Below are 13698 nucleotides of genomic sequence, written 5' to 3'. Positions count from 1 at the left end.
ACCTCAAAGCTCGGGAACGATCAACCCCAAGCGTACGCCGCTCCCTGACTCCCCCACCAAACCTGGCGTCGCGAGGACGGGATGCCCGCAACCCTCACCGGTTGCGGATCAGCACTCCACGCGCAGAACCTGTCGCCACTCCATGCCATCGACCTCGACCGGCACCACCCAGAGCGTCGTCCGGATACGGTCGCCGGGTTGAAGGCAGGCCGGACGGCCGTCCATGTCTACGCCTGCGGAGTCACCCCACAACACGTCCGGAGGAACCCCCACGGTCCAGCCGTCGTCGAGCTCGCACGAAATGACCGGATCTCCGGCCACACAGTTCGCCGGCTCCGGCTGGGCCTGGGCGTGATGCTGCCCGAGCTGGTAGGTGACGAGCGGCGCGACGACTGCCGCGAGGACCGCCAGCCACCCGAACCACACGCGACGGGAACTGAGCCCGCTCATCGAATCAGACACGAGGCTGGAGTCTCACACAGCATCGAGGCGATCGGAGCGGAAACAAAATAGGTGTTGGGGCCGCCCCTCCCGGACGGCCCCAACACCCTGAGCTCAGAGCCGGTGGCTCAGAACAGCGTGGTGAGGAGCAGGTTCGGCGAACCGGTGCCCGGGTTGGTGACCACGTCGGGGGTGGCGGCGCCGGTCAGGCCCGTGGCGACGTCGGCCGGGGTGGCCGAGGGGTTCGCCTCGAGGAAGAGCGCGGCGGCACCGGCGACGTGGGGGGTCGCCATCGACGTACCGGAGATGGTGTTGGTCGCGCCGTCGTTCCAGGCCGAGGTGATGTCGACGCCGGGGGCGAAGATGTCGAGGCACTCACCGATGTTGGAGAAGTCCGCGGCGGCGTCGGTGTCGTCGGTGGCACCGACGGTGATCGCCTCCGGAACGGCCGCCGGCGAGGAACCGCAGGCGTCGGAGCTCTCGTTGCCGGCCGCGACGGCGTAGGTCACGCCATCGGCGATCGAGGCCTGGACGGCCGCGTCGAGAGCGGCGTCGTTGCCGCCACCGAGCGACATGTTGGCGACGGCCGGGCCGTCGGTGTGGTTCTCGGTGACCCACTCGATGCCCGCGACGACACCCTCGGTGGTGCCGGAGCCCTGGTCGTCGAGGACGCGGACCGGAACGATCGTGGCCTCCTTGGCCAGGCCGTAGGTGGTGCCGGCGACGGTGCCCGCGACGTGGGTGCCGTGGCCGTTGCCGTCGGTCGGGTCGGTGTCGCCGTCGACCGCGTCGAAACCCTCACCGATCCGGCCGCTGAACTCCGAGTGGTCGGTCGCGACGCCGGTGTCGATGATGTAGGCGGTCACGCCGGCACCGGTCTGCTCGTAGTGGTAGTTCTTGTCGAGCGGCAGCGCGGTCTGGTCGACCCGGTCCAGGCCCCAGGTCGGGTCCGCCTGGTCGCCCTGGGTGGTGTAGCGGTGGTTGGCCTGCACGTAGGCGACGTCCGGGTTGGAGCGGACCTCTTCGAGCGCGTCCTTGTCGAGCGAGGCCGAGAAGCCGTTGAACGCCGTGTTGAAGACCTCCCGCACGTCTCCCCCGGCCTCGCGGGCGTCGCTGCGTACCGACTTGGCCTCGGACCTGGCCACGTCGCTGCGACCCTGCTTCTCCATCACGACGATGTACTCACCCTCGATTGCGGTCGAGGCGTCCGCGCCGCGCAGCGGTGCCGGACTGTCCGCGGCACCGGCCGGGACGGTGAAGGCGATCGCCGAGGCTGCTGCTCCAACAGCTACGGCGGAGATGACTGCCGGTGCCTTGAAGGCCCGGTTCTTGATGGTTCGGTTCACGAACTGACTCCCGTCATCGTGCGGCCCGATGGGGCCACAACCATTCATTGCACCGGACTTGGGAACCGCCTGTAGGTGGTCCCACGCGCAGACGTCGCACGTGCCGGCCGAACGCCCTGCGCCCTCCCTACGGCCGCAACCCGAAGCGTTCGGTCAACCACGTAATCACGTTACGTAGGACCCGTAACGACCCAACTCTTCGCATTGCAGCAACGTGCAGATACCAAAGGTGAACGCCTATAAACAGGCCATAAACAAGCCAGGAAAATGGCTTGTAACCAACACACCGGGCCGCCCGCGTTACGCGAGCGACCCGGCGTGGTCAGGCCTCAGGTCAGGCCCTCAGATGAGCGCCCGAGATCAGGCGATGGAGGTGTCGTCGATCAGGAAGCTGGTCCCGAGCGAGGAGTCCTCGGTGCCGGTGAACGTCAGCGTGACGGTGCTGCCGGCGAAGGACCCGAGCGAGAACGACTTCAACGAGTACGACGAGCTCGCGTTCAGGTTGGAGTACGTCGCCAGCGTCGTCGACCCGACCTTGACGGTCAGCTTGTCGTAGGCCGTCGAGGTGGTCGTCTCGTTGGTGATCACCCGCAGGTAGAACGACAGGGTCTTGCCGGTCGTGGGCAGGGTGACCGACTGCGACAGGTTGTCGGTGTGGGTGGAGCCGTAGCCGTTCAGCCACGCCTTGTAGGAGCCCGAACGCGCCGGGGCGCTGCTCGAGCTGTCGATCACGCCCGAGGAGGCGCTCCAGCCGGTCGCGCCCGACTCGAAACCCGGGTTGGTCAGCAGGTTGCCCGTGGTCGGCGGGTCCGTCGGGTCCGTGCCACCGCTCCACAGCGAGTAGAGGAGGCGGTTGGGTGAACCGGTCCCGGGCGAGGTGACCACGCCGGTGGTGGCGTTGGAGTTGATCGCCGAGGCGACGGCGGAGGCCGATGCCGTCGGGTTCGCCTGCAGGTAGAGAGCTGCCACTCCGGCAACGTGCGGGGTCGCCATCGACGTACCGGAGATCGTGTTGGTCGCCGTGTTGGAGGTGTGCCACGCCGAGGTGATCGAGGAGCCCGGGGCGAACAGGTCGACGCACGAGCCGATGTTGGAGAAGCTCGACCGGGCGTCGGTGTTGGTCGTCGAGCCGACGGTCAGGGCTCCGGCCACCCGGGCGGGCGAGCCGTTGCACGCGTTCGCACCGGAGTCGTTGCCCGCGGCCACGGCGTAGGTGACGCCGTCCGCCATCGAGCTGGAGACCGCGGAGTCGAGGGTCGAGGAGACTCCGCCGCCGAGCGACATGTTGGCGACCGCCGGACCGGAGGTGTGGTTGGAGGTCACCCAGTTCACACCCGCGATCACACCGGCGGTCGTGCCGGACCCGGAGGCGTCGAGCACGCGGACGGGCACGAGGGTGACGTTCTTGGCGACACCGTACGTCGACCCGCCGACGGTGCCGGCGACGTGGGTGCCGTGGCCGTTCTCGTCCTCGGTGCTGGACCCGATGGCGGTGTAGCCGGAGGTCACCCGGCCGCCGAAGTCCGCGTGCGCGGAACGGATGCCGGTGTCGATGATGTACGCCTTCACACCCGAGCCGGTGTAGTCGTAGTGGTAGTTCGAGTTCAGCGGCAGGTTGCGCTGGTCGATCCGGTTGAGCCCCCAGGTGGGGTTGGCCTGGTCGCCGCTGGCCTTCACGACCTGGTTGGCCTCGATGTAGTCGACATCGGGGTTGCTGCGGAGCGCGTCGAGCGCATCGGCGTCGAGCGTGGCGGAGAATCCGGTGATCGCCTTGTCGTAGGCGTACTTCACCGAGCCACCCTTCTCCTTGGCGAGCGCCCGGGCGTCGGCGGCGTTGGCCTTGGCCGCCGCACCGCTGCCCTTCATCACGACGATGTAGGAGTTGTCGATGGCCGTCGACTTCTCGGCACCGATCAGCGGTGCCGGACTGTCGGCTGCGCCGGCGGGACCGGACATGGCCAGGATGGTGGTAGCGGCACCGACGGCGGTGACCGTCGCTGCTGCCAGTGCGCCGAGGCGCTGGATTCTGTGGGGTCGGTTCACGATTACTGCTCCCGTCGTCAAGCAGCCTCGGGATGAGGGCTGCAAGGGGTAACAGATGCCCTGTAGGGCAACCGGGAGGGAACGTAATCGAGTTTAATTTCGATGAAACGCGACATCTTTTCGCACTGCAGCAACCTGCAGGCGATCACGCGAGCGGAGGTCCTGAAGTGGTCCGGACCGGTCCAGACCGGTGCGCCGCGAACGGGCCGAGATGCCGAGCAGCAGACCCACCGCCAGCAGCGCCGCGATCATCGAGGAACCGCCGTAGGAAACCAGGGGCAGCGGGACCCCGGTGACCGGCATGATGCCCAGGCACATGCCGATGTTCTGGAAGCTCTGGATGCCGAGCCAGCACACGATCCCGGCCGCCGCCACCCGCCCGAAGAGGTCGTCGGTACGCGCCGCGATCCGCAGTCCGCGCCACAGCACGACACCGATCAGCCCAATCACCAGCAGCGAGCCGACCAGCCCGAGCTCCTCCCCCACGACCGTGAAGATGAAGTCGGTGTGCTGCTCGGGGACGAAGCCCGCACGGGCCTGCGAGCCCTGGAACAGGCCCTGCCCGAAGATGCCGCCGTCGCCGATCGCGATCCGCGCCTGCTGGACGTTGTAGCCGGCCCCGCGAGGATCCAGCGACGGATCGGTGAACGCCATGAACCGGTTGATCTGGTACTGCTTCAGCACCCCGGTCGCGACCACCGTCGTGGCACCCGCCACGCCGGTCAACGCCAGCAGCGCGAGCCATCGCCGCGGTGTGCCCGCGGCCGCGAGCACGCAGAAGACCGTCACACCGAGAACCAGCGTGGTGCCGAGGTCGGGCTGCAGCAGGACCAGGACGATCGGCACCGCCGCGACCAGGATCATCGCAACCACGTCGCCCAGCGACACCCGTGCCCGCCAGCGGCCCTCGCTACGCTCGGCCAGGACCAGCGCCATCGCGATGACGACGGCCAGCTTGGCCAGCTCCGAGGGCTGGACCTGCACCGGCCCGAGGACCACCCACGACTTCGACCCGTTGACCGTGGAGCCCATCACGAGCACCAGCACCAGGCCCACCACCGCGCCCAGGTAGACGACGGGCGTCAGGAGCCGGACCCAGCGGTGGTTGGTCGCGACAACGCCCACCATCAGCACCAGCCCGGCGGCCACGTTGATCGCCTGTTTGCGCAGGTAGGCGGTGGTGTCACCACCCGTGATCGCGTCCCGGTGGATGGTCGCGGACCAGACCAGCAGCACCGAGAGCGACACCAGGACCAGCACCGCGCCCAGGAGGACCAGGTCGATGCGGCGTACGAAGGCCATCACGTCGTTCTTCATGCTCTGCCCCTCAACCCCTCAGTCCTTCGGGGCGACGATCGAGCCGTCGGCGCCGAATGCGGGCAGGTTCCTGGGTGGGTCGATGCCCCGGATCGCGGCCTTGTCGGGCCGCACCTCGGCACCGCCCTCCTCGATCCCGTAGAGCGTCTCCCACAGCTTGCGTACGGCATCGCCCACCGAGCCTGAGCCGGTGCCACCCTGGGAGATCGTCATGATGACGACGTACTTCTTGTTGTACGTCGCGACCCAGCCGGTCGTCTGCTTGCCGGTGACCTCGGCGGTGCCGGTCTTGCCGCGCACCTTCACCTCGTCGAGCGGGAACCCGCCGAACTTCCAGGCCAGGGAGCCCGACTGGGGAGTGCCGAGCAGCGCCTCGTTGACGTAGTCGATGCTCTTGGCCGACATCTTCACCTTGCCGGCGACCTTGGGATCGATCTTCTCGACCACCGTCCCGTCGCCGCTGACGACCGCCTTCCCGATCCTGGGCTCGTAGAGGGTGCCGCCGTTGGCCAGGGACGCGTAGGCCCGAGCGAGCTGGATCGGGGTGACCATGGTGTCGCCCTGGCCGATGGAGAAGTTCACCGCGTCGCCGGTGCGGTAGTAGTTGCCCTCGATGCAGAACTCGTGGGCGAAGAGCTGCAGGAAGTCGGTGGGGGCGTTCTTCTTCTCGTCCATCCGGCAGTAGTAGCCCTTCATGGCCTGGTAGTACTCGGCCTTCCACTTCCGGTCCGCGATCCGGCCCGTCGACTCCCCCGGCAGGTCGATGCCGGTGCGCTTGCCGAAGCCGAACGCCTTGGCGGTCTCCACCAGCGGGTCCTTGGCGTTGACGTCGGCGGGGTTGGAGCCGTACTTCTGCCAGTAGTGGACGCCGACCTGGTAGAAGAACGTGTTGCAGGAGACCTGGAGCGCCTTGGCGAAGTCGATGAACCCGTAGGCGCCCGACTCGTAGTTCTTGAACACCCGGTTGCCCACCTGGAGCCCGCTGGAGCAGTTGAGCAGGGTGTCGCGGCTGTAGCCGTTGTTGAGCGCACCGACCGTCATGAACGGCTTCCACGTCGAACCCGGCGCGAACTGACCCTGCGTCGCCCGTGGCAACAGCGGGTAGCCCGCCTTCTCGGAGTAGAGCCTGTCGAGCTGCTTCTGGGTGATCCCGCCGACCCACTCCTCGGGGTCGTACGTCGGCTGGTTGGCCATCGCGACCAGTCGGCCGGTCTGCGCCTCCATGACCACGACCGAGCCGGAGTCGGCCTCGAAGTTGCGGCCGGAGATCTTGTCGAAGGTGTTGCGCGCGGTCTCGATCGACTCGGCGAGCAGTTTCTCGGCACGGCCCTGCACCTTGGCGTCGATGCTGGTCACCAGCGTGTCGCCGGGCTGGGAGGCGACCGAGTCGCCGCGCCCGATCTCTCGGCCGAGCGAGTCGACGGTGACGGTGTCGTAGCCGGGCATCCCGCGCAGCCACTGGTCGTACTCCTTCTCGACACCGGAGCGACCGACCATCGAGGTGATGTTGAGCGACTCGTCGCCGCGCTCCTTGGCGTTGTCGTTCTCGTCCTCGGTGATCGGGGAGAGATAGCCGAGCACGCCGGCGGCGTTGATGCCGAAGGGGCTCGGGTAGGAGCGCAGGGTCTGCTTCTCCGCGACCACCCCGGGGAAGTCCTCGGGCTGCTCGAGGATGCGCAGCGCGGTCGACTCGGAGACGTCGGTGGCGATCGGGACCGGCTGGTAGCGGGTGCCGGACCAGTTGGCGATCGCCTCGTTCTGCTTCTTCGGGGACACGTCGACGGCCTTGGCGACGCGAGCCATCAGCGTCTTCCTGTCGTCGTCATCGAGCCCGTCGAGCACGCCCAGGTCGAGGCTGACCACCCAGGCGGAGCGGTTGGTCACCATCGGCCGGCCCTGGGCGTCGACGATGATGCCGCGCACCGGCTGGCGCACGATCTCACGCTTGGACTGCGAGGCCGCGGCGGCCTGATAGGCGTCGCCGTGGCGTACCTGCAGGTAGAAGAGCCTGACCCCGAGCGTGGCCAGCAGCGAGAAGACGAGCGCCTGGATCACGATCAGCCGCAGCCGGCTGACCTGCGCGGTGGAGAGTCGACTCGGCACTAGAGATCTCCCTTGCCGATCAGCCACAGCAGCGCCGGGATCAGCAACGGCGCCAGCAGGAGGTCGTAGCCCACGCTGATCGCCACGGTCGGCAGCAGTGTCAGCGGCGCCTCACCGAGGATCAGGCCGCTGACCGCGAAGATGCTGACCCCGATGAACGCGCAGGTGGCCACCGTGGCCATCACGGTCATCGCGTTGGGACGGCCCGGGCCACCGTGGATGCTGCCCTCGTCGATGCTGCCTTCGCGGACCCGGCCGGCGACGTAGCCGACGATGAGCAGCGCCAGTGCCCAGCGGCCCGCGGTGTGGTCGGCGGGCGGGGCCAGATCGAGGAGTACGCCGGCGGCGAACCCGGTCACCAGACCGGCCTGCCCGCCACGGGTGAGCGCGACCGCGAGGACGACCAGGAGCGCCAGGTCAGGGGTGATCCCGCGGATGGCGAAGGCCGGCGCCACGCTCAACTGGAGGACGACGGCGATGACGACCAGCATGCCGACCAGGACGTTGCGCAGCACCGGAGCGGCGCCGGAGGCACGACGTTCCATCTCGCTCATCGCAACTCTCCTTCCGGTGTGATGACGGCGCGGTCGCTCATGGTGTCGTTGGGCACCACCACACCGACGACGTCGAGCGAGCCGAAGTCGACGTACGGCTTGATCCGGACCGTCTGCGAGGAGTCACGCACGCTCTCGAAGCTGTCGGTCACCTCGCCGATCGGCAGCCCGGAGACGTACGGAGCGGCCCGGCCGTCACCCCAGGTGATGACCGTGTCGCCCTTGAGCGGCGTGGTGGACTGGTCGACGAGGTCGAGGGTCAGCAGTCCGGCGTTGGCGCCTCCGGCGACCGCGCCGGAGCCCCGGACCATGCCGACCTGACCGGACTTCTTGCCGCTGCGGTCCGCACCGCCGACGCGGCCACCGACGACAGAGGCGGCATCGACGATCAGCAGGACCGTCGCCGAGGTCTTGGTGACCCGCAGGACCCTGCCGACCAGGCCGTCGCCGGTCACGACCGACATGTCGGACCTGATCCCGGCGGCGCTGCCGGCGTCGATGGTGACGGTGCGGTTGAAGGTCTGGGCGGGGCCGTAGGCGGTGACCCGAGCCGGCACCATGGCGTAGCCGAGGTCCTCGGCGGCACGGGTGATCGACTCGTACTCGGCGAGCTTGGCGCGGCCGTAGTCGGTGACCTCGACCTGGCGGCGCAGCGTGGAGTTCTCGGCCTCGAGCTTCGCGACCCGGTTGCGCAGATCGTCGCGGGTGTCGAACCACTCCGGGATGTCGGTGAACGGGCGGGCCACCATCGCCGCGCCGGTCTCGAGCGGGGAGATCACCTCGCCGACCGCGGCGCGGGCCGGCTCCAGGACGGGGGTCTGGTCGAGCGTGGCCAGCGTCGCGCAGCACAGGACGAGCGCGATCAGCCAGGAGCGCTTCGGACCACCCCCACCGGCCTTGGTCTCGAGGCTGCCGCGGCGGTTGAGCCGCTCCCGCGGCGTACGGGCCATGGGTTTGGGGCCTTTGCGTTGTTCCAGCCCTTTGCGCAGACGTTCGCTGGGGCGGGGGCTCAGCAACGACACGTCACCATCTCCTGTTCTCGTTCACCAGGACGGGGCGGAGCACGTCGTAGTCCTCGACGCAGCGACCGGCGCCCATCGCGACCGAGGTCAGCGGAGACTCGGCGACGTGGACGGGCATGCCGGTCTCGTGGCGCAGGCGCTCGTCGAGCCCGCGCAGGAGGGCACCGCCGCCGGTCAGCACGATGCCTCGGTCCATGATGTCGCCGGCCAGCTCGGGCGGCGTCTGGTCGAGAGTGGAGCGGACCGCGTCGAAGATGTCGTGGAGCGGCTCCTCGATCGCCTTGCGCACCTCGGCGCTCGAGACGGTCACGGTGCGCGGCAGGCCGCTGACCAGGTCTCGTCCCCTGATCTCGGCCTCGGGCTCGTTGGGCAGCGGCCAGACCGAGCCGAGGGTCATCTTGACCTCCTCGGCCGTGCGTTCGCCCAGGAGCAGCGCGTGCTCCTTCTTCAGCCAGGTCATGATCGCGTTGTCGAGCTGATGGCCGGCGGTGCGGATCGACTGCGAGGTGACGATGCCGCCGAGGCTGATCACCGCGACCTCGGTGGTGCCGCCGCCGATGTCGACGACCATGTTACCGGTCGGCAGATGCACCGGGAGCCCGGCGCCGATCGCGGCCGCCATCGGTTCCTCGATGATGTTCACCATCCGAGCGCCGGACTGGTAGCCGGCCTCCTTCACCGCGCGGATCTCGACCGCGGTGATCCCGGACGGGACGCAGATGACCATCCGCGGCTTGGCGAAGTAGCGGCGGCGGTGGACCTGATGGATGAAGTAGCGGAGCATCTGCTCGGTCGCCTCGAAGTCGGCGATCACGCCGTCCTTCAGTGGTCGCAGCGCGACGATGTCGTCAGGCGTACGTCCCAGCATCTTCTTGGCCTCATGGCCGACGGCGACCATCTCGCCGGTGTTCTTGTTGAGCGCGACCACACTCGGCTCATCGACAAGGACACCCTTGCCGCGGACGTAGACGAGTGTGTTTGCGGTGCCGAGGTCCACCGCCATGTCACGTCCAATGATGCTCGCCATGCGTCCTCGCGTTCCCGGGGCGCCGCGTCGGGGATCTGTGCTGCAGGATGCGGGCCTCCCGACGAGGCTACGAAGGTCCGAGCCTCAATCCGGAGAGGCTCGCCGAAACCGCAACGATACGGGGTGCATCCACGTCGCCGAACCAGGGGATGCCTGTGTTCACCGGGTGTTGCGGAACGGCTGACAGAGGCCCGCGAAAGCGGCCTTCAGGGCAAAATGAGAGATCGCGCCGGTGGGGCCACCGGCGCGATCTCGGGTCAGGCTCTCCGGTCGTCTCAGGCGCCGAACCAGAGCTTGATCTCGCGGTCGGCCGACTCGGGCGAGTCGGAGCCGTGGACGAGGTTCTCGCGGTTGGAGAGGGAGAAGTCGCCGCGGATGGTGCCCGGGGCGGCCTTGCGACCGTCGGTGGCACCGTTGAGCGCGCGGACGACCTCGATCGCCTCGTCGCCCTCGAGGACGGCGGCGACGAGCGGGCCGGAGGTGACGAAGTCACGCAGCGGCGGGTACCACGGCTGCTCGACGTGCTCGGCGTAGTGCTCGTCGGCCATGCCCGCGTCGATGGTGCGGTGCTCCAGTTTCACGATCGAGAGGCCCTTGGCCTCGTAGCGGGACAGGATCTCCCCCACCAGGCCCCGGCGGACGGCGTCGGGCTTCAGGATCACGAACGTGCGCTGCGTCATGGGGCCGAGCGTATCGGGGAGGGGCCGGCCGGGCACGTTCGGGCCGGTCGCGCCTGTGCCTCGTCGGCCTTGTTGAAACCATGTCGGTGGGATGCGGCAGGATGGCGCTCCGTGACGACAACCCCATCAGCTCCGACGCTCGCAGACTCGATGGCCGCCATCCCGGCCCGCATCGCCGAAGATCTCGGGGTGCGCCCGGCGCAGGTGACCGCAGCGGTCGCCCTGCTCGACGAGGGCTCGACGGTGCCGTTCATCGCGCGCTACCGCAAGGAGGTGACCGGCGGCCTCGACGACGCCCAGCTGCGTACGTTGGAGGAGCGACTCGGCTACCTGCGCGACCTGGAGGAGCGGCGTGCCGCCGTGCTCGCCGAGATCGCGAAGCAGGACAAGCTCACTCCCGAACTGCAGGCCTCGATCCTCGCCGCCGACACCAAGGCGCGGCTGGAGGACATCTACCTGCCGTTCAAGCCGAAGCGTCGCACCAAGGCGATGATCGCCCGCGAGAACGGGCTCGAGCCGCTGGCCGACGCTCTGCTGGCCGACCCGTCGCTGGACCCGGTCGTCGAGGCGGAGAAGTACCTCGGGGAGCAGGTCGTGGACACCAAGGCCGCGCTCGACGGCGCCCGCGCGATCCTGGTCGAGCGGTTCGGCGAGGACGCCGACCTGATCGGCACGCTGCGGGAGCGGATGTGGAAGCAGGGTCGCCTGGTGACCCGCGTCCGCGAGGGCCGCGAGAACGACCCGGCGGCGGCGAAGTTCTCCGACTACTTCGAGTTCTCGGAGGCGTACGCGTCGCTGCCTTCGCACCGCACCCTGGCCGTTCTCCGTGCGGAGAAGGAGGAGGTTCTCGACGTCACCCTCTCCCCCTACGCCGAGGAGCCGCAGCCGGGCGAGGTGACCGACTACGAGCGCTCGATCGCCTCTCGTTTCGGGATCACGGACTCCGGCCGTCCGGCAGACAAGTGGCTGGCCGAGACGGTGCGGTGGGCGTGGCGTACGCGCATCCTCTTCCGCCTCGAGCTCGACATGCGCACCCGGATCCGCACCGCCGCCGAGGAGGCCGCGATCGCGGTCTTCGCCGACAACCTGCGCGACCTGCTGCTGGCCGCGCCGGCCGGCACCCGGGCGACGATGGGCCTCGACCCCGGCATCCGGACGGGCGTGAAGGTGGCCGTCGTGGACGCGACCGGCAAGGTGGTCGACACCTCGACGGTCTACCCGCACGAGCCGCGGCGCGACTGGGACGGATCGCTGGCGACCCTGGCGAAGCTGGCGAAGAAGCACTCCGTCGACCTGATCGCGATCGGCAACGGCACCGCCTCGCGCGAGACCGACAAGCTCGCCGCCGACCTGCTCAAGCTGCTGCCGGACCTGAAGATGACCAAGGTGATGGTCTCCGAGGCGGGCGCCTCGGTCTACTCCGCCTCGGCCTACGCCTCCGCCGAGCTTCCGGATCTCGACGTGTCCCTGCGTGGGGCGGTGTCGATCGCGCGCCGTCTCCAGGACCCGCTGGCCGAGCTGGTGAAGATCGAGCCGAAGTCGATCGGCGTCGGGCAGTACCAGCACGACCTGCCCGAATACGGCCTCTCCAAGTCCCTGGACGCCGTCGTCGAGGACTGCGTGAACGGCGTCGGCGTCGACCTCAACACCGCCTCGGCTCCCCTGCTGCGCCGGGTCTCGGGGATCACCGAGTCGCTCGCCTCGGCGATCGTCGCGCACCGGGACACCAACGGCCCCTTCCGCACCCGCCGCGAGCTCACCAAGGTGGCGCGGCTCGGCCCGAAGGCGTTCGAGCAGGCGGCCGGGTTCCTGCGGATCCGTGGCGGCGACGACCCGCTCGACATGTCCGGCGTGCACCCGGAGGCCTATCCGGTGGTCAACCGCATCCTGGACAAGGCGTCGGCGGACATCGGGTCGCTGATCGGCAACACCTCTGCGCTGAAGTCGCTGAAGCCGTCGGAGTTCGTCGACGAGAAGTTCGGCCTGCCGACGGTCACCGACATCCTCGCCGAGCTCGAGAAGCCCGGGCGCGACCCGCGTCCGGAGTTCCGCACGGCGACCTTCTCCGAGTCGGTGCACGTGATCGCCGACCTGCGTCCCGGCATGGTCCTGGAAGGCACCGTCACCAACGTGGCCGCCTTCGGCGCCTTCGTCGACATCGGCGTCCACCAGGACGGCCTCGTCCACATCTCCGCGATGTCGGACAAGTTCGTCGAGGACCCGCGCGACGTGGTCCGCTCCGGTGACGTGGTGCGCGTCAAGGTCCAGGAGGTCGACGAGGCCCGCAAGCGGATCTCGCTCACGCTCCGGCTCAACGACGACGCCCCCGCGGAAGCTCCCGCCAAGGGCGAGTCCGGCGGCCGCTCCGGCCGCCCCGGCGGTGGCCAGCGTGGCCAGGGCAAGGGCGGCCCCAAGGGCAACGGCGGCGGCAAGGGCGGCGGGCGTCCCGGTGGCAACCGTGGCGGCCAGGGTGCCGGGCGCGGCTCCTCCGCCCCGGCCAACAGCGCCATGGCAGATGCGCTGCGGCGCGCAGGGCTCAGCTGAGCCAGACCCGCGTCGGTCGAGCCGCGANGTGACCGGCTTGAAGGAGTGCCGGGTCGCCTCGTACGTGGCGATGTCGTCCTCGTGGGAGAGGGTGATGCCGATGTCGTCGAGGCCCTCGAGGAGGCGCCAGCGGGTGTAGTCGTCGATGTCGAAGGAGTCCTCGATGGCGTCGGGGCCCTCGCCGGCACGGACGGTGCGCGACTCCAGGTCGACGGTGATCTGGGCGCCGGGGTTGTCGTCGAGGTAGTCCCACAGCTTCTGGACGACCTTCTCGTCGACCTTCGCCGCGAGCAGTCCGGCCTTGCCGGAGTTGCCGCGGAAGATGTCACCGAAGCGGCTCGAGATGACCACGCGGAAGCCGTAGTCCATCAGGGCCCACACGGCGTGCTCACGCGAGGAGCCGGTGCCGAAGTCGGGGCCGGCGACGAGGACCGAGGCCCCGGCGTACGCCTCGTTGTTGAGGACGAACGTCGGGTCGTTGCGCCAGGCGGCGAAGAGGCCGTCCTCGAAGCCGGTGCGGGTCACCCGCTTGAGGTAGACCGCGGGGATGATCTGGTCGGTGTCGACGTTGCTGCGGCGCAGCGGCACACCGGCGCCGGTGTGGGTGGTGAACTTGTCCAT

Annotated in this window: 10 protein-coding genes and 1 pseudogene; 1 reads left to right on the top strand and 10 read right to left on the bottom strand. The window is 69.1% G+C overall.

All coding sequences use genetic code 11. The features are described from left to right. Positions 1 to 108 precede the first annotated feature (108 nt). From ACFX43_RS24970 to ndk, 9 genes are all read right to left on the bottom strand, one after another. Positions 109 to 450, bottom strand: a complete 342-nt coding sequence (locus ACFX43_RS24970) for a hypothetical protein (RefSeq protein ID WP_378837099.1) — start codon at positions 448 to 450, stop codon at positions 109 to 111. A 119-nt stretch (positions 451 to 569) separates the two neighbouring features. Continuing rightward, a complete protein-coding gene (locus tag ACFX43_RS24965; protein ID WP_378837092.1) occupies positions 570 to 1787 on the bottom strand; it encodes a S8 family peptidase in 1218 nt (405 codons plus the stop codon). A 360-nt stretch (positions 1788 to 2147) separates the two neighbouring features. Further along, positions 2148 to 3830: a S8 family peptidase gene (locus ACFX43_RS24960; protein WP_378837088.1), complete on the bottom strand. Its 1683-nt coding sequence runs from the start codon at positions 3828 to 3830 to the stop codon at positions 2148 to 2150. A gap of 93 nt (positions 3831 to 3923) precedes the next feature. Continuing rightward, positions 3924 to 5147, bottom strand: a complete 1224-nt coding sequence (gene rodA, locus ACFX43_RS24955) for a rod shape-determining protein RodA (RefSeq protein WP_378837080.1) — start codon at positions 5145 to 5147, stop codon at positions 3924 to 3926. An 18-nt stretch (positions 5148 to 5165) separates the two neighbouring features. Then, positions 5166 to 7250: a penicillin-binding protein 2 gene (gene mrdA, locus ACFX43_RS24950; RefSeq protein ID WP_378837075.1), complete on the bottom strand. Its 2085-nt coding sequence runs from the start codon at positions 7248 to 7250 to the stop codon at positions 5166 to 5168. After that, on the bottom strand, positions 7250 to 7804 hold the full coding sequence (mreD, locus tag ACFX43_RS24945; protein WP_378837070.1) for a rod shape-determining protein MreD: 555 nt from the start codon (positions 7802 to 7804) through the stop codon (positions 7250 to 7252). The genes mrdA and mreD overlap by 1 nt, the downstream gene beginning before the upstream one ends. Then, positions 7801 to 8754, bottom strand: coding sequence for a rod shape-determining protein MreC (gene mreC, locus ACFX43_RS24940; protein ID WP_378837066.1), 954 nt, complete (start codon positions 8752 to 8754; stop codon positions 7801 to 7803). The genes mreD and mreC overlap by 4 nt, the downstream gene beginning before the upstream one ends. Positions 8755 to 8827: 73 nt before the next feature. After that, positions 8828 to 9853, bottom strand: coding sequence for a rod shape-determining protein (locus ACFX43_RS24935; protein ID WP_160024659.1), 1026 nt, complete (start codon positions 9851 to 9853; stop codon positions 8828 to 8830). A 275-nt stretch (positions 9854 to 10128) separates the two neighbouring features. Beyond that, positions 10129 to 10533, bottom strand: coding sequence for a nucleoside-diphosphate kinase (gene ndk / locus ACFX43_RS24930; RefSeq protein WP_008358543.1), 405 nt, complete (start codon positions 10531 to 10533; stop codon positions 10129 to 10131). Between the two features lie 111 nt (positions 10534 to 10644). Here ndk and ACFX43_RS24925 point away from each other — a divergent pair, with 111 nt between their 5' ends. Then, positions 10645 to 13077 carry a Tex family protein gene (locus ACFX43_RS24925; protein ID WP_378837053.1) on the top strand — a complete coding sequence of 811 codons (2433 nt, stop codon included), beginning with the start codon at positions 10645 to 10647 and terminating at the stop codon, positions 13075 to 13077. Positions 13078 to 13110: 33 nt separating this feature from the next. Here ACFX43_RS24925 and leuD read toward each other — a convergent pair. Next, positions 13111 to 13698, bottom strand: a pseudogene (leuD, locus tag ACFX43_RS24920) (3-isopropylmalate dehydratase small subunit); the annotation flags it as partial.

The sequence above is a fragment of the Nocardioides sp. YIM B13467 genome (assembly GCF_042788075.1).
GTDB lineage: Bacteria > Actinomycetota > Actinomycetes > Propionibacteriales > Nocardioidaceae > Nocardioides.
This window is presented reverse-complemented; position numbering and strand designations above follow the sequence as displayed.

Excerpts from the sequence above, each read along its gene's own strand:
- ACFX43_RS24970 (WP_378837099.1), bottom strand. The coding sequence starts at position 450 with ATGAGCGGGCTCAGTTCCCGTCGCGTGTGGTTCGGGTGGCTGGCGGTC.
- rodA (WP_378837080.1), bottom strand. The coding sequence starts at position 5,147 with ATGAAGAACGACGTGATGGCCTTCGTACGCCGCATCGACCTGGTCCTC.
- mreD (WP_378837070.1), bottom strand. The coding sequence starts at position 7,804 with ATGAGCGAGATGGAACGTCGTGCCTCCGGCGCCGCTCCGGTGCTGCGC.
- mreC (WP_378837066.1), bottom strand. The coding sequence starts at position 8,754 with ATGGCCCGTACGCCGCGGGAGCGGCTCAACCGCCGCGGCAGCCTCGAG.
- ACFX43_RS24935 (WP_160024659.1), bottom strand. The coding sequence starts at position 9,853 with ATGGCGAGCATCATTGGACGTGACATGGCGGTGGACCTCGGCACCGCA.
- ndk (WP_008358543.1), bottom strand. The coding sequence starts at position 10,533 with ATGACGCAGCGCACGTTCGTGATCCTGAAGCCCGACGCCGTCCGCCGG.